Annotated in this window: 14 protein-coding genes; 9 read left to right on the top strand and 5 right to left on the bottom strand. The window is 64.0% G+C overall.

Features of this window, described 5'->3' with window-relative positions; all coding sequences use genetic code 11:
* Positions 1 to 157: 157 nt before the first annotated feature.
* Genes BBG20_RS06645 through BBG20_RS06635 form a run of 3 tightly spaced genes read right to left on the bottom strand, consistent with a single transcriptional unit; the run spans position 158 to position 5,113 of the window.
* Positions 158 to 2,059 carry an ATP-binding protein gene (locus BBG20_RS06645; protein ID WP_065901522.1) on the bottom strand — a complete coding sequence of 634 codons (1,902 nt, stop codon included), beginning with the start codon at positions 2,057 to 2,059 and terminating at the stop codon, positions 158 to 160.
* Positions 2,056 to 2,991: an ABC transporter substrate-binding protein gene (locus tag BBG20_RS06640; protein ID WP_065901519.1), complete on the bottom strand. Its 936-nt coding sequence runs from the start codon at positions 2,989 to 2,991 to the stop codon at positions 2,056 to 2,058. The genes BBG20_RS06645 and BBG20_RS06640 overlap by 4 nt, the downstream gene beginning before the upstream one ends.
* A 1-nt stretch (position 2,992) precedes the next feature.
* On the bottom strand, positions 2,993 to 5,113 hold the full coding sequence (locus tag BBG20_RS06635; protein ID WP_315974939.1) for a TonB-dependent receptor plug domain-containing protein: 2,121 nt from the start codon (positions 5,111 to 5,113) through the stop codon (positions 2,993 to 2,995).
* A 195-nt stretch (positions 5,114 to 5,308) separates the two neighbouring features.
* On the opposite strand from BBG20_RS06635, the gene BBG20_RS06630 reads away from it, so the two are divergent.
* The 9 genes from BBG20_RS06630 (at position 5,309) to BBG20_RS06590 (ending at position 13,155) form a co-directional block, all read left to right on the top strand.
* On the top strand, positions 5,309 to 6,334 hold the full coding sequence (locus BBG20_RS06630) for an NAD(P)H-dependent glycerol-3-phosphate dehydrogenase (protein WP_065901512.1): 1,026 nt from the start codon (positions 5,309 to 5,311) through the stop codon (positions 6,332 to 6,334).
* 10 nt (positions 6,335 to 6,344) lie between these two features.
* On the top strand, positions 6,345 to 6,692 hold the full coding sequence (locus BBG20_RS06625) for a DUF4389 domain-containing protein (protein ID WP_065901509.1): 348 nt from the start codon (positions 6,345 to 6,347) through the stop codon (positions 6,690 to 6,692).
* Complete coding sequence (gene sixA / locus BBG20_RS06620) at positions 6,689 to 7,138, top strand: phosphohistidine phosphatase SixA (RefSeq protein ID WP_065901506.1); 450 nt, start codon at positions 6,689 to 6,691, stop codon at positions 7,136 to 7,138. Before BBG20_RS06625 ends, sixA begins: the two co-directional genes overlap by 4 nt.
* 85 nt (positions 7,139 to 7,223) lie before the next feature.
* Entirely contained in the window at positions 7,224 to 8,873 is a 1,650-nt protein-coding gene (locus BBG20_RS06615) for an AMP-binding protein (protein WP_065901503.1), read from the top strand.
* Positions 8,874 to 8,904: 31 nt separating this feature from the next.
* Positions 8,905 to 9,348 carry a hotdog fold thioesterase gene (locus tag BBG20_RS06610; protein ID WP_065901500.1) on the top strand — a complete coding sequence of 148 codons (444 nt, stop codon included), beginning with the start codon at positions 8,905 to 8,907 and terminating at the stop codon, positions 9,346 to 9,348.
* Positions 9,349 to 9,445: 97 nt separating this feature from the next.
* Entirely contained in the window at positions 9,446 to 10,249 is an 804-nt protein-coding gene (locus tag BBG20_RS06605; RefSeq protein ID WP_065901497.1) for an alpha/beta fold hydrolase, read from the top strand.
* Positions 10,246 to 11,100, top strand: a complete 855-nt coding sequence (locus BBG20_RS06600; protein WP_065901494.1) for an alpha/beta hydrolase — start codon at positions 10,246 to 10,248, stop codon at positions 11,098 to 11,100. The genes BBG20_RS06605 and BBG20_RS06600 overlap by 4 nt, the downstream gene beginning before the upstream one ends.
* Positions 11,101 to 11,202: 102 nt before the next feature.
* Complete coding sequence (locus BBG20_RS06595; RefSeq protein ID WP_065901489.1) at positions 11,203 to 12,021, top strand: DUF4892 domain-containing protein; 819 nt, start codon at positions 11,203 to 11,205, stop codon at positions 12,019 to 12,021.
* 72 nt (positions 12,022 to 12,093) lie between these two features.
* Positions 12,094 to 13,155 carry an AI-2E family transporter gene (locus BBG20_RS06590; protein WP_065901486.1) on the top strand — a complete coding sequence of 354 codons (1,062 nt, stop codon included), beginning with the start codon at positions 12,094 to 12,096 and terminating at the stop codon, positions 13,153 to 13,155.
* 31 nt (positions 13,156 to 13,186) lie between these two features.
* Here the strand turns inward: BBG20_RS06590 and BBG20_RS06585 are convergent, their stop codons facing one another.
* Positions 13,187 to 14,221, bottom strand: a complete 1,035-nt coding sequence (locus tag BBG20_RS06585; protein WP_065901483.1) for a sensor histidine kinase — start codon at positions 14,219 to 14,221, stop codon at positions 13,187 to 13,189.
* Entirely contained in the window at positions 14,221 to 14,985 is a 765-nt protein-coding gene (locus tag BBG20_RS06580; protein ID WP_065901925.1) for a response regulator, read from the bottom strand. The genes BBG20_RS06585 and BBG20_RS06580 overlap by 1 nt, the downstream gene beginning before the upstream one ends.
* Positions 14,986 to 15,056: the final 71 nt, after the last annotated feature.

Below are 15,056 nucleotides of genomic sequence, written 5' to 3'. Positions count from 1 at the left end.
GACTATTGCGTTGTAGTGAAAGTCACAGCGGCAAGGTACTGAATGTACACTTGTTCACTGAAATTTTAAACCGGGCCTGTTTATCGGCCCGTTTGGGTGCCTAAGACTGCCGCACTTTCGTCTTTCACGCCAGTCGGAAGTGGCTGATGGCGCGGCGCTATTGCACCCAACGCTGCAGTATTTGCTGCAAATCCGTGCGTTTGAACGGCTTGGCCAGGTAATCGTTCATTCCCGCTGCGAGACACGCCTCACGGTCGCCCTGCAGGGCGTTCGCGGTGAGGGCGATAATCGGCAGGTCGGCGCAGCCCGGCAACTGGCGAATCTGGCGGGTCGCTTCATAGCCGTCGATCAGCGGCAGCCGGCAATCCATCAGGATCGCAGTGAAAATCAGGCTCTCGGCGCTGCGGATCGCCTCGGCGCCGTCGGTGGCCAGACTGACCTGGAAGCCCAGGCTGCGCAGCATGGCTTCGACCACCGTGCGGTTCACCGGATTGTCCTCCACCAGCAACACATGGCGACCCTCTCCGGCGCTGGTCTTGCCTTCGGCGTTGGCGGCAATCGCCGGCACGCTGTGCTGGTCGGTAGCCAGCGGGATTTCCAGGGTAAACACCGAGCCACGGCCTTCTTCGCTCTGGGCGCGCAAGGTGCCACCCATGCGTTCGGCCAGGGTACGGGCGATGGGCAGGCCGAGGCCGGTGCCGCCGTAACGTCTTGAAATGGAACTGTCAGCCTGCTGGAACGCATCGAACATCAATTCCAGGCGTTCGGCGGAAATCCCGATGCCGCTGTCGCGCACGGTGCAGGTGAACCACACCAGCTCATGGTCCAGGGTCTGCCAATGGGGCTCGACGCTGACGGTGCCGTGCTCGGTGAACTTCAGCGCATTGCCGATCAGGTTCACCAGGATCTGGCGGATACGCGTCGGATCGCCCTGCACCCGCAGGGTGTCCATGCCGGGCGGGATCGGCAGCTGCAGCGCCAACCCGCGCTGCTGGGCGCTGTGCTGGAAGGCCTGGGCGCAGCTGTTGATCAGGTCCGCCAGGTTGAACGGAATGTGCTCCAGCTCGAGGGCGGCGCGCTCGATGCGCGAGAAGTCGAGGATGTCATTGATGACCTTGAGCAGGTGCTCGGTGGACTCGGAGGCCAGCGCCGCGTATTCGGTCTGCTCCTCGGTCATCTCGGTGGTTTCCAGCAACTGCAGCATGCCCAGCACGCCGTTCATCGGCGTGCGCAGCTCATGGCTCATCATCGCCAGGAAGTCTGACTTGGCGTTGTTGGCGCGCTCAGCCTCCTCGCGGGTCTGGATCAACTGCGCCATGGCCTGTTGCTGTTCGCGACTGGCCTGGTTGAGGCCTTCGGCGAGGTTGTTGATATGCCGCGACAGGTCGCCCAGTTCCGAGTCATCGACAATCGGCAGCGGCGTCTTGTAGTCGCCTTGCTGGATGGCTTTCACGGCGTGGCCCATGGCGCTGATCGGCTGCGACAGGCTGGCGGCCAGGCGCCGTGCGAGCAGGAAGGTAAACAGCAGGGCGAACAGCGCGAGGATCCCGGCCTTGAACAGGATTTCCTGCTGGCGCTGGCTGAACGCGTCGTTGGACATGCCGACAATCACCCGGCCCAGGTAGTCCGCGCGGGGTGCCTTGGGTTCGTTGAGATTGTCCTGGAAAAAGTCGTTGCCCAGCTGGATATGCTGCAGGCGGATCGGCGCCTGGAAGACTTTCACCGACAGCGAGCGGTCATGTTTTTCCGAGGGCTGCTCGACGTAGACGAGGATGTTCTCGCTGCTGTCCTGGATCTCCAGGAAGCGCACGTGGGGCGTGGCCAGCGTGGCGCGCAGCAAGCTGTCGAGCACGTCGTTGTTGCCGGAAATCACCCCGTATTCAGTGGCCGGCGCCAGTTGGTTGGCGATCAGTTGGCCGGTGTGGTCGAGTTCCTGGCGCAGGTCCTGGATACGCACGAAGGTGAAGAAGCTGATCAACAGCAACGTCAGCAACAGCGCCGGGCCCAGGGTGATGAGCTGGGTGCGGGTGTTGATGTCCCAACGACGACGCAAGGTCATGGGTGTTTTTCTCCTTCGGCCAATCGGGCGGCGACGCTGGCGTCGTCCACCTGTTCGATGCCCAGTGAGCGCGCAACTTGCGGGTTGCCGACGACTTTGAAGTGTCTTGGGTACAGCGCACGCGGCCAGGTGGCGGGCGGTTGCTCAAGCAAATGGTCGAGCACGGTCAGCCAGTCGGCCTGGTCGCTGTAGGTGCTGGCCAGGCTGCCGGCCCGCACGAACCCGGCGTTCGGCCCCACCAACGGCAATTGTTGGGCGTAGCTGCTGAGCAACAGGTTCTTCGCGGTTTTCGGGTTGTAGAGTTGTGGATCGTCGAGGCCGAGCAGCACGTCGCTGTTTCTGAACAGCGATTGCAGCGGGCGGCTGTCGTTAATGTTGTCCCAGCGCTGTGGCACGATTTCCAGGCCCAGCAGCGTGGCCTGCTGGCGTAACTCGGGCAGCAGGAATTCACTGTCGGCGCTGTAGAGCACGCCAATGCGCTGCGCTTGCGGCAGGATATTGTTGATCAGGCGCAGCTGGCGCTCCAGCGGCGGGTCGCTCCACAGCAGGGTAATGCGTGGATGCTGGGTGCTGCCCGGCCGTTCATGGGCTTGCAGGCGGCTGATGCGCAGCACCAGGGTCGGCGGGCCCTGGGCGTCCTGCAGGCGCCAGTCGAGGCCGGGCAGGTCGAGCAGGATCAGGCGGGTCGTGGCCGGCAGGTGGCTGGGGGCCGGCAGGTCCTTGAGGGGCGTGAAGGTGACGTGGTCCTGCGGTCGTTGCTCGGCCAGGGCCTTGGTAAAGGCCTGCACGCCGGCACCGTCCTCGGCGGCGGTCAACAGGATCTCGGCACTCCAGGCCGGTGTGGCCAGCAACAGACAGGCCAGCAGCACGCTGCGCCGGCAGAGTGTGTAGAGGTCAATAAAGAAGAAGGTCATCCGTGACGAGTCGCCCATATCAGAACTCTAACTCCGCGCTGAAGTAGAGTACGTGACGGTGGTCGTAATTGTTATCGGCCCATGTCGTGGGCTGGTTATCGAGGCGTTGTTGCAGCATGCCGGCCAGCTCCACGTTGGCTTTGCCCAGGGCAATACGCTTGGCCACGCGCAGGTCGACCCGTTCGAAGCGATATTGGTTGAGTGCGTCGTCGCCATAGTAGAACAGCGCGCTGGACCAGCCGTGGCCCCATTCGCGCAACCAGCCGGCCGAGCCACTGTTACGCGCGGTCTGCGCTTTGTCCAGCGGATTGCTGGAGCTGGCATCCACATAAGCATAGGTGAGCCGCAGGCGGTCGGCGTTGCTCATGCGCCAGTCGAATTGCGATTCGGCACCGCTGAACCGTGCGCTGTTGGCGTTGCTGGCAATGTACTGGTTGTTGCGCAGCGGCGAGCTGATCATGTCGGTGATTTCGTCGTAGAACAGCTTGACGTCCATGTTCAGCCCGATATCGGCAAAGAAACCGTTGTAGCCCAGTTCCCGCGAGCGCATCAGTTCTTTGTCGAGGTTGCCCGGGCCGCGCGTCTTCACGAAGTACTGGCCGCTGGTCTGGCCATAGGCCGGGGAGCTGAGGTTGGTGACGCGATAGCTCCAGTTGACATTGTTTTCGAACATGTCCGGCGAGCGGATTGCCTCGGAGTACACCGCGCGCAGGCCGTGGCGCGGGTTGATCAGGTAGTTGACCGCCACCCGTGGCGTCAGCGAGTTGCCGCTCAGGTGCGTGTCTTCATACATCGCGCCGCCCTGCAGCAGCCAATGTTCGCTGGCGCGCCATTCCAGTTGGCCGAACAGGCGCCAGGTAGTGTCGTCCAGGGTGCCGTTGAAGTAGGTGTCGGAATCGGCCCGGTCGTAGCGATAATTCATACCACTGACCAGGCGCAGGCTGTCGGACAGGCTGAGGGTGTCCTGGACCTCGATGTCGTAGCGGCTTTCGCGGGTGCTCTGGTCGATATCGCCGCACACGCTCTGGTTGTTGCCGTCGCGCCACTGGTCCAGCACCCGGTTGGCCAGCGCTTGCTCGGCGGCGCTGCCGGGTGGTGCGCTGCCCTGGCTGTAGGTGTCCATGTGGCGGGCGAGCAGCTCGGCGTAGTTGGGGTTCATCTGCCACAACTGGGTCAGTTCCGGACTGAACGAGACCTTGGCGTCGCAGGCCTTCCAGACTTGCTGGCGGTCCCACTGTTGCGCAGAGCCCTGGATGTACAGGCTGTGGTCGGGGTTGAAGTCGAAATTCCAGCGCAGGGAGCCGGCATAGTCCTTGGACTTGACGTCGGAATTGTTACCGCCTTCGGTAATCCCGGCGAAGACCGGGGTGTAGGTATAAGGCCGTTGATTGGTGCCTTCCTTGGCATCCAGTTGCCAGTCGATACTCTGCTGCGCATTCAACGTCTGGCTCACCGCCAGGCTGAAGCGGTTGAGGCGGCGGCTGTCACGGCGATCGGCGCCGCTGGCGTCAGTGTCGAAACCGTCGTCCTGCTGGCCGGACAGCGACAAGCGCAGATCGCCGGTTTCCCAGCCCACGCCCTGGCTGGCATAGAAGTCATTGATGCCCCGTTCGCCGCGCACCACCTTGACCCTTGAGCCATGGCTGTTGGCCGGCGAGCGCGTGAGGATATTGACCACCGCCATCAATGCATTGGCGCCGTAACTGACGGTGTTGGGCCCGCGAAAAACCTCGATGCGCTCGATGTCTTCCATGGCCACCGGGATATCGCTCCAGTCCACCGTGGCCAGGCCGGCGCGGTACACCGAGCGGCCGTCGATCAGCACCTGCATGCGCCGCGCATCGCTGGCGCTGGTGCCGTGGTAGTTCACTGCCGCCTGGTTGCCGGTGGTGTAGCCAACCATCATCCCCGGTACCAGGCGCAGCAGTTCGCTGATGTCGCGTGCGCCGCTGGCCTTGATCAGTTCGCTGTCGATCACGGTCATGCTGCCGGGCACCGCGGCGGCCGATTGCTTCAGGCGCGTGGCGGTCAACACTTGCGGCAGCGGCTGGCTGTCGAGGAACAGGTCGTCGGCCAATACCGGTGCACTGCACAACAGCATCAGCCACAGAGATGAACGGGGAGGAGGGCCCAAATACACGGCACGGCCTTGATAATTACGGATAGCCGCCCATGTTAACTGAGGTAGGGTCTTTTGCCAGTCGTCGGACTTGCAATTACTTCACCCGCGCGCGGCATTTTCCGACAAGCGTACGAATTCATACGGGGGCTGGCCGCAAGCGGGTCGCTCCGTATAATGCCGCCATCGCCACTGGTATGGATTAACGGATTGCATATGACTGAACAGCGCCCTATTGCGGTCCTGGGAGGCGGAAGTTTTGGTACCGCCGTGGCTAACCTGCTGGCCGAGAACGGCCATCCGGTACGGCAGTGGATGCGTGATCCCGAGCAGGCCGAGGCCATTCGGGTGCACCGCGAAAATCCGCGTTACCTCAAGGGCATCAAGATTCTTCCCGGGGTCGAGCCGGTCACAGACCTGCTGGCCACCCTGAGCGAGTGCGACCTGTGCTTCGTCGCCCTGCCTTCCAGCGCCTTGCGCTCGGTGCTGGCGCCGCACGCCGACCGGTTGGCGGGCAAGCTCCTGGTCAGCCTGACCAAGGGCATCGAGGCGCAGACCTTCAAGCTGATGAGCGAGATCCTCGAAGAGATCGCCCCGCAGGCGCGCATCGGCGTGCTCTCCGGGCCGAACCTGGCGCGGGAAGTGGCCGAGCACGCGCTGACCGCCACCGTGATCGCCAGCGAAGATGAAGCGCTGTGCGAGCGCGTGCAGGCGGTGCTGCATGGCCGCACCTTCCGCGTCTACGCCAGCAGTGACCGCTTTGGCGTCGAGCTGGGCGGCGCGTTGAAGAACGTCTACGCGATCATCGCCGGCATGGCCGTGGCGCTGGGCATGGGCGAAAACACCAAGAGCATGCTGATCACCCGCGCCCTGGCAGAAATGACCCGCTTTGCGGTGAACCAGGGCGCCAACCCGATGACCTTCCTCGGGCTGGCGGGCGTGGGCGACTTGATCGTCACCTGCTCGTCGCCGAAAAGCCGCAACTACCAGGTAGGGTTCGCCCTCGGCCAGGGCCTGAGCCTGGACGACGCGGTGACGCGGCTCGGCGAAGTGGCCGAAGGGGTCAACACCCTCAAGGTGCTCAAGGCCAAGTCCCAGGAGGTCGGCGTGTACATGCCGCTGGTCGCCGGGCTGCACGCGATCCTGTTCGAAGGGCGCACCTTGAACCAGGTCATCGAGCTGTTGATGCGGGCCGAGCCTAAAACCGATGTCGATTTTATTTCCACCAGTGGTTTCAACTGAGGAACGCGTCATGAACGATCCCAAAGCAGCCCCCAAGTACGAGTCGATTGCCCTGCGCATCCTGTGGATGCTGGTGTTTGCCCTGGTGTGGCAAGTCGCGCAGTTCCTGCTCGGCGCGTTGGTGGTGGTGCAACTGATCTACCGCCTGGTCTACGGCGCCCCGAACCTGGGCCTGATGAACTTCGGCGACAGCCTCAGCCAGTTCCTCGCGCAGATCGGCCGTTTCGGCAGCTTCCATACCGAGCAGAAGCCCTGGCCTTTCGCCGATTGGCCAACCCCACGTGCACCAGAGGGCGAGGCCGCCCACAGCGTGCCGTCGGCACCGCACCCGGTACGCGATGAAGAGCCGAAACTGTGAAGCTCTGGGTCTTGCGCCACGGCGAGGCCGAAGGGCATGCACGGTCGGACGCCGAGCGTAACCTCACCGAGCATGGCCGCGCCGAAGTGTTGCGCAGTGCTGCGCACCTGATCGGGCAGCCGCTCAGCGCCATCCTCGCCAGCCCCTATGTGCGGGCGCAACAGACCGCGCACCTGGTGCGCGAGGCCTTGGGCTTCCAACCCGAGATTCGCACGGTGCCGTGGCTGACCCCCGACGGCAACCCGCAGCAGGTGCTGGAAAAACTCGATACCGATGACAACGTGCTGCTGGTCAGCCATCAGCCGCTGGTCGGCAGCCTGATCAGCTTTCTGCAGCATGGCCATCTGCGCCAGCCGCAGCCGATGTATACCGCCAGCCTGGCGGAACTGGAAGGCGACTTCCCGCTGGCGGGGCTGATGAGCCTGGTCAGCGTGAACAATCCGTAGGCGTTATCGCGGCTTTGTGTGTGCTATATAGTCAACCGAGCAAGTGCTTGGTTGGCTATCGTCGGACCACAAAGGAGCGCGTCCCATGCCCGTCGCTTTTCGTTTGCCGTTGCAGGTCTTCTTCGAACGTGAAGCGCGTCATCCGCGCAAGACTTTGCTGGTGCAGCCCATTGGCGGGGGAGTTGTACACTCCCTCACCTGGGGCGAAGTCGGCCACCAGGCCCGTTGCGCCGCGCACTGGCTGCGCGCGCGCGAGCTGCCTGCTGGTTCGCACATTGCCCTGATCTCGAAAAACTGTGCCCACTGGATCATCGCCGACCTGGCAATCTGGATGGCCGGGCATGTCTCGGTGCCGCTGTACCCCAACCTGACTGCCGACTCCGTCGCCCATGTGCTGACCCATTCCGAGGCGGCCCTGGTGTTTATCGGCAAACTCGACGACTGGCCCGCCATGGCTCCCGGGGTCCCCGCAGGCGTGCCGACGGTGAGCCTGCCGCTATGCCCGGCGGGCGCATTCGACTTCAGCTGGGACGACCTGCAAGCCTGTCCGCCGATCGAGGATGAGCCGCTGCCCGCCGCGTCGGACCTGGCCACCATCATCTACACCTCAGGAACCACCGGCCTGCCCAAAGGCGTGATGCACAGCTTTGGCGCCCTGGGTTTTGCGGCCACGCGCGGCACCGCGTTGTTCGGTTTGGGCGAGGACGACCGCCTGCTGTCCTACCTGCCGCTGTGCCACGTGGCCGAGCGGATGTTTGTGGAAATGGCGGCGATCTATACCGGGCAAACCGTGTTTTTCGCCGAAAGCCTCGACACCTTCCTGGCTGATCTGCGCAGGGCCAGGCCGACCGCGCTATTCGGGGTGCCGCGGATCTGGACCAAATTCCAGCTGGGCGTCTACGCCAAGATCCCGCAAAAACGCCTCGACACCTTGCTGCGCCTGCCGTTTATCGGCAAGCGCGTGGGCCACAAAGTGCTCGCAGGCTTGGGCCTGGATGCATTGCGCATTGCGCTGTCCGGCGCAGCGCCGGTGCCCGAGGCGTTGTTGCGCTGGTACCAGCGCCTGGGCCTGGATGTGCTTGAGGTGTATGGCATGACCGAAAGCTGTGGCTACTCCCACGTCTGCCGCCCCGGCCAGCAGACCCTCGGCTGGATCGGCCTGCCGTGCCCGGAGGTCGAGGTGCGTATCGACCCAACCGGCGAAGTGCAGGTGCGCAGCGGTGCGACCATGCTCGGCTATTTCAAGGACCCGGATAAGACCGCCGAAACCGTCACTGCCGACGGTTTCCTGCGCACCGGTGACAAGGGCGAGCAGGACGCCGACGGCCGCCTGCGCCTGACCGGGCGACTCAAGGAAATCTTCAAGACCAGCAAAGGCAAGTACGTGGCCCCGGCGCCGATTGAAAACCGCCTGGCCGAGCACGCGCGCATCGAGCAGGTGTGTGTGGTCGGCGATGGCCTGACGGCGCCGATGGGCTTGTGCGTGCTGTCGGCCCCGGGCCAGGACCGGCACGCGTTGCAGGCCAGCCTGGAGCGCTGGCTGGAACAGGTCAACGCGGTGCTGGACAAGCATGAGCGCTTGCGCCAGCTGGTGGTGGTCAAGGACAACTGGGCCGTGGAGAACGGCTTCCTGACCCCGACCTTGAAGATCAAGCGCAACGTGATCGAGTCGACTTACGGCGCACAGTTCCCCGACTGGAGCGCGCGCACCGAGGCGATTGTGTGGCAGGATTAGGGGCGTAATAAAACCAATAAGGACACTGTGTATGAGCTTGTGGCGCACCCAACCGAATATCGAGCAACTCAATGCGATTCAGAAAAACACCATCGGTGAACTGCTGGATATCCGCTTTGAACGTTTTGACGATGAGTCCCTGACCGCCAGCATGGTGGTCGATCACCGCACCCATCAGCCTTATGGCCTGCTGCATGGCGGTGCGTCGGTGGTGCTGGCCGAGAGCGTCGGCTCCATGGCTGCCTACCTGTGTATCGACCCGAGCAAGTTCTATTGCGTCGGCCTTGAGGTCAACGCCAACCACCTGCGCGGTGTGCGCAGCGGGCGCGTGACGGCGGTGGCCAGGGCCATCCATATCGGGCGCACCACCCAGGTGTGGGACATTCGCCTGACCAGCGACGACGGCAAGGCCAGTTGCGTATCGCGCCTGACCATGGCCGTGGTGCCGCTGGGCGAGAACCCGCCGACGCGATAGGCGTGGCGTGAGTGTCATCATTCCTGGCGGTTACAGTCATTGCTGTGGGGCGCCGGCGTGGTGACAATCAATCTCTGTATTTGTCGATGGGTCCGCTATGTCGCAGCACGTGTTTTTCGCCCATGCCAATGGGTTTCCTTCGGCCACCTACGGCAAGCTGTTCGCCGCCCTGGCCCCGGAATACGCGGTGGCTCACCTGCCGCAGCACGGTCACGACCCCCGGTTTCCGGTGGACGATAACTGGCAGAACCTGGTGGATGAGTTGATCCACCATCTTGAGCAGCAACCGGCACCGGTGTGGGGCGTGGGCCATTCCCTCGGTGGCGTGCTGCATTTGCACGCGGCCATGCGCTGCCCGCAGCTGTACCGCGGGGTGGTGATGCTGGATTCGCCGGTGCTGACCCGTGCCGACCGCTGGGTGATTCGCGCCGCCAAGCGCTTTGGCTTTATCGACCGCCTGACCCCGGCCGGACGCACCTTGGGTCGGCGTGAAGAGTTTTCCGACCTGGACGCCGCGCGCAGCTACTTTGCCGGCAAGACGCTGTTTCGCGGCTTCGACCCCGAATGCTTTGACGCTTACCTGCAACATGGCCTGCAGCAGGTCGGCGATCGCCTGCGCCTGCGCTTCGACCCGGCCACCGAAATCAGCATCTACCGAGGCGTGCCCCACACCAGCCCGGGCCAGGTGCGTCAATTGAAAGTGCCGTTGGCGGTGGTGCGCGGCCGGCAGAGCAGGGTGGTGATGCGTCACCATGCCAGCGGCGTCGGGCGCCTGCCCATGGGCGAAATGCTCACCATGCCCGGCGGCCACATGTTCCCCCTCGAGCGCCCACAGGACACCGCGGCCCTGATCAAGAATCTGTTTGCCCGCTGGCAAGCCCGTGAGCGCAGTTGCGCATGAGTACGCCCGTCGAAGAAGTGCGCCTGAGCCTGCCGCATATCGAGTTGGCCGCCCATCTGTTCGGCCCCGAGGACGGCGTGCCGGTGATCGCCCTGCATGGCTGGCTGGATAACGCCAACAGCTTCGCGCGCCTGGCGCCGAAGCTTGCCGGCTTGCGCATTATCGCCCTCGACATGGCCGGGCATGGACACTCGGCGCATCGTCCTGCAGGCGCCGGGTATGCCTTGTGGGATTACGTGTTTGACGTGCTGCAAGTGGCCGAACAGTTGGGCTGGAAACGTTTTGCATTACTTGGCCACTCCCTTGGCGCCATCGTCTCGCTGGTGCTGGCCGGAGCCTTGCCCGAGCGTATTACGCACCTGGGATTGATCGACGGCGTGGTCCCGCCCACCGCCAGCGGCGAGACTGCCGCCGAGCGGCTGGGCATGGCCTTGCAGGCGCAATTGAACCTGCAGGACAAGCGCAAGCCGGTCTACGGCACCCTGGATCGGGCGGTTGAAGCGCGCATGAAAGGCGTGGTGGCCGTCAGCCGGGAAGCTGCCGAACTGCTGGCCCAGCGCGGTTTGATGCCGGTGCCAGGGGGGTATACCTGGCGCACGGACAGCCGCCTGACGCTGGCATCGCCGATGCGTCTGACGGATGAGCAGGCGATGGCTTTCGTGCGGCGTGTGGCGTGCCCGACACAGTTGGTGGTCGCCGCCGACGGCATGCTGGCGAAACATTCCGAATTGCTTTCTCAGCTGCCTTTCTCGGTCACCACGCTGCCGGGCGGCCATCATTTACACTTGAATGATGAGCCCGGCGCAGCTCTTGTTGCAGACTGTTTCAATCGGTTCTTCTCCACGCCTTGACTTGGCGCGGTCAACTGCCGAGGCTGGGCGGATTGAAAGGGAGTCAACCATGTACGATCTCAACACCGCTGCGACCTCCAATGGCCAGGGCTCACCGATCCGATGAGCCTGGGTAAAGGATGTATCCGCTTCCTCGGGCTGTGTGCTTTCAGCCCTCTGGTATTCGCCGCCGACGTACCGGGCAGTCAGGACCTGCCCAGCGTAGCTCGCCAGGTCGACGCACAAATCGTGGATTACCGCCCCGCTGAAGAAAAGGAACGCATCTACCCCATGGGCGCGATCCGCAAGATCAGCGGCCAGTTGCGTTACGAGGGCCAGGCCACCGCCCGTGGGCAAGCCACGGCGATCACCTATGAACTGCCCGCCGAGCACACCTCCAGCGCCGCGTTCACCGCGACGCGCGAAGCGTTGCAGGCCAAGGGGGCGCAACTGTTGTTCTGGTGCCAGGCCCGCGATTGCGGCGAGAGCAGCCTGTGGGCCAACGAAGTGTTCGGCAATGCCAAGCTGATGGGCGCCGATGGCCAGCAGGAATACCTGCTCTTGCGTCTCGCAGCCCCGCAGGATAATTCGCTGGTGGCGCTGTACGGCATCACCCGCGGCAATCGCCGCGCCTATCTGCATGTGGAACAACTGGACGCCAACGCGCCACTGGGCGACCTGCTGCCCACCTCGGCGACCCTGTTGCGCGAGTTGAAAAGCACTGGCGAGCTGGATTTCCCCACGTTGGGTGGCGAGCCTGACGACACCTGGCTGACCCTGATCTCCCGCGGCTTGAACCTGGACGCCACGTTGCGCGTCAGCCTGACCGGCGCCAGTGCCGAAGCCTGGCGCCAGGCCCTGGTCGACAAAGGTGTGCGCGCCGCGCGCATGGAAACCGGCACCGCTGAAGCCAAAGGCCTGCACCTGCATCTGATACGCTGACCGTTACAAGGCGGACGGACCCGTGCCGTTCGCCTAAGCTCTCTTCCTACAGCCTTTTTCTAGAGATACCCCATGCTCAATAACGATCGCCTGCTGGTGCAAATCCTGCTGCTGGTGCTGTTCGGTGCCAGCTTCTGGGTCATGGCGCCGTTCTGGTCGGCGCTGTTCTGGGGCGCGGTGCTGGCGTTTGCCAGTTGGCCGGTGATGCGCTTGCTCACGCGCGCGCTGGGCGGCCGTGAATCCCTGGCGGCCGGGATCCTGACCCTGGTCTGGATGCTGCTGGTGGCGGTACCGCTGGTGTGGCTGGGCTTCAACCTGGCGGATCATGTGCGTGATGCGGTGGCGTTGATCAAGGATATTCAGGTCGACGGCTTGCCCGAAGCCCCCGCGTGGCTGGGCTCGATCCCGGTGGTTGGCGAGCGGCTGGTGGCGATGTGGGACAGCATCGACCAGCAGGGCGCGGCGCTGATGGTCAGCATCAAGCCGTACCTGGGGCAGGTCGGTAACTGGTTGCTGGCGCGCAGTGCACAGATCGGCGGCGGCATCCTCGAACTGACCCTGAGCCTGGTGTTCGTGTTCTTCTTCTACCGTGACGGGCCGCGCCTGGCCGTATTCGTACACCGTCTGCTGGAGCGGTTGATCGGCGAGCGTGCCGGTTACTACATCGAACTGGTGGCCGGCACGGTACAACGGGTGGTCAACGGTGTGATCGGTACGGCGGCTGCCCAGGCCTTGCTGGCGCTGATCGGCTTCCTGATCGCCGGTGTCCCGGGCGCGCTGGTGCTGGGCATCGTCACCTTCCTGCTCAGCCTGATCCCGATGGGCCCGCCGCTGGTGTGGATCCCGGCCACGGCCTGGCTGGCGTGGAAGGGCGACTACACCTACGCGGTGTTCCTGGGGGTGTGGGGCACGTTCATCATCAGCGGCGTGGACAACGTGCTCAAGCCTTACCTGATCAGCCGTGGCGGCAACCTGCCGCTGGTGATCGTGCTGCTCGGGGTGTTTGGCGGGTTGATTGCCTTTGGCTTTATCGGCCTGTTCATCGGCCCGACCTTGCTGGCGGTAGCGTACAGCCTGCTGATGGATTGGAGTGCAACCCAGGCGCAAGGGCGGCGCGAAGACACCCGTTCATAACCCGTAGGAGCCGGCTTGCCGGCGCCTGCGTTCAGGCGCGGGGCAGCCACATCACGGCGGTCAAGCCGCCGCCCGGGGTCTCCTCCAGGGTCAGGCTGCCGCCCAGGCGCTCGGCGGCTTCCTTGGAAATCGTCATGCCCAGGCCGACGCCGCCGGAATTGCGATTGCGTGAACCTTCCAGCCGATAGAACGGTTCGAACACGGCCTCACGCTTATCGGCGGCAATGCCCGGGCCATGGTCGATCACGCGGATGACCAGCGCATCGCGGCTATCCGACAACTCGACGCGCGCCGTGCCGGCATAGCGCAGGGCATTGTCGATCAGGTTGTTGAGGCACGAACGCAAGGCCATCGGTTGCACCTGCAAGGGCGCGCAGGTGCCGGCAAATTGCACATCGGAGCCCTGATCCTGGGCGTTCTCGCTCAACGACTCCACCAGCGCCTGCACATCCAGCCAATGCCGGGTTTCGCTGGTGCGTTGTTCGTGCAGGTAGCTCAACGTGGCGTCGAGCATGCCGATCATGTCATTCAGGTCCTGGCGCATCTGGCCTTGCAGCTTGACGTCGTCGATCTGCTCCAGGCGCAGCTTGAGCCGCGACAGCGGGGTGCGCAGGTCGTGGGAAACGGCACCGAGCATGCGTGCGCGTTGGCTGACCTGCTCGCGGATGCGCCGCTGCATCAGGTTGAAGGTCGATGCTGCCTGTTTGGCCTCTCGCGGCCCCAGTTCGTCGAGGGGCGGGCTGTCGAGGTCCAGGCTCAGGCGCTCGGCGGCTTCACTCAGGCGCTGGATCGGCCGGCTCAGCAACTTGGCGCCATACCAGGCGGCGATGATCAGCGAGATGAACTGGAACGTCAGTGGCACTGCCGGGCCGTTGAACCAGGAGCGCTTATGCTTGGGCAACAGCTTCATCGTGCCGTCCGGCTGCTCGACGAAAGTGCCCTGCGGCGGTGGCGGCGGTGGACCGTAATGGTGAAACCAGAAGAACCCCAGCAGGTGGGCCAGCACAATTGCCACCAGCAACACGCCGAACAGCCGCCCGAACAGCGTGTTGAAGGGGGCCCGCATCAGCCGATATCCCGGGCGTCGAACAGGTAGCCTTCGCCACGCACGGTCTTGATCAGTTGCGGGGCCTTCGGGTCATCCCCGAGTTTTTGCCGCAGGCGCGACACCAGCAGATCGATGCTGCGATCAAAGGCTTCGATCGAACGGCCACGGGCGGCATCCAGCAATTGCTCACGGCTCAATACCCGACGCGGGCGCTCGATAAACACCCACAGCAGGCGGAATTCGGCATTGGACAGCGGCACGACCAGGCCATCGTCGGCCACCAGTTGACGCAACACACTGTTGAGCCGCCAGTTATCGAAGCGAATATTCGCGCGCTGCTCGGTGCGGTCATCCCGCACTCGGCGCAGGATGGTCTGGATGCGCGCCACCAACTCGCGCGGCTCGAACGGCTTGGACATATAGTCGTCGGCCCCCAGTTCCAGGCCGATAATGCGGTCGGTGGGCTCGCAGCGGGCGGTGAGCATCAGGATCGGGATGTCCGATTCGGCGCGCAACCAGCGGCACAGCGACAGCCCATCCTCACCCGGCAGCATCAGGTCGAGCACCACCACATCAAAGGTTTCGGCTTGCATGGCCTGGCGCATCGCTGCGCCGTCGGTCACGCCGGTCGCGAGAATATTGAAGCGCGCGAGGTAGTCGATCAGCAGTTCGCGGATCGGCACATCGTCGTCAACGATCAGCGCGCGGGTGTTCCAGCGCTTGTCATCGGCGATCGCCGCGCCTTTTTGCTCGTCATTTACAGGGACGGAAGGGGTATGCATAGTGCGATCATCTGCCTGGTTGTTGCGGTCAGCATAGGCGCCCAGCCCCATGGCTGGAAGTGCTGGTCGGT

This window comes from Pseudomonas aylmerensis (genome assembly GCF_001702265.1).
In the GTDB taxonomy this organism is placed as follows: Bacteria; Pseudomonadota; Gammaproteobacteria; order Pseudomonadales; family Pseudomonadaceae; genus Aquipseudomonas; species Aquipseudomonas aylmerensis.
The sequence above is the reverse complement of the archived record's forward strand: the minus strand, read 5'-3'. Positions and strand labels throughout refer to the sequence as shown.

Coding starts and splice junctions, on each gene's coding strand:
- BBG20_RS06615 (WP_065901503.1), top strand. CDS start 7,224: ATGCCCGTCGCTTTTCGTTTGCCGTTGCAGGTCTTCTTCGAACGTGAA.
- BBG20_RS06645 (WP_065901522.1), bottom strand. CDS start 2,059: ATGACCTTGCGTCGTCGTTGGGACATCAACACCCGCACCCAGCTCATC.
- BBG20_RS06600 (WP_065901494.1), top strand. CDS start 10,246: ATGAGTACGCCCGTCGAAGAAGTGCGCCTGAGCCTGCCGCATATCGAG.
- BBG20_RS06625 (WP_065901509.1), top strand. CDS start 6,345: ATGAACGATCCCAAAGCAGCCCCCAAGTACGAGTCGATTGCCCTGCGC.
- BBG20_RS06605 (WP_065901497.1), top strand. CDS start 9,446: ATGTCGCAGCACGTGTTTTTCGCCCATGCCAATGGGTTTCCTTCGGCC.
- BBG20_RS06590 (WP_065901486.1), top strand. CDS start 12,094: ATGCTCAATAACGATCGCCTGCTGGTGCAAATCCTGCTGCTGGTGCTG.
- BBG20_RS06610 (WP_065901500.1), top strand. CDS start 8,905: ATGAGCTTGTGGCGCACCCAACCGAATATCGAGCAACTCAATGCGATT.
- BBG20_RS06595 (WP_065901489.1), top strand. CDS start 11,203: ATGAGCCTGGGTAAAGGATGTATCCGCTTCCTCGGGCTGTGTGCTTTC.
- BBG20_RS06640 (WP_065901519.1), bottom strand. CDS start 2,991: ATGGGCGACTCGTCACGGATGACCTTCTTCTTTATTGACCTCTACACA.
- BBG20_RS06630 (WP_065901512.1), top strand. CDS start 5,309: ATGACTGAACAGCGCCCTATTGCGGTCCTGGGAGGCGGAAGTTTTGGT.
- BBG20_RS06580 (WP_065901925.1), bottom strand. CDS start 14,985: ATGCATACCCCTTCCGTCCCTGTAAATGACGAGCAAAAAGGCGCGGCG.
- BBG20_RS06585 (WP_065901483.1), bottom strand. CDS start 14,221: ATGCGGGCCCCCTTCAACACGCTGTTCGGGCGGCTGTTCGGCGTGTTG.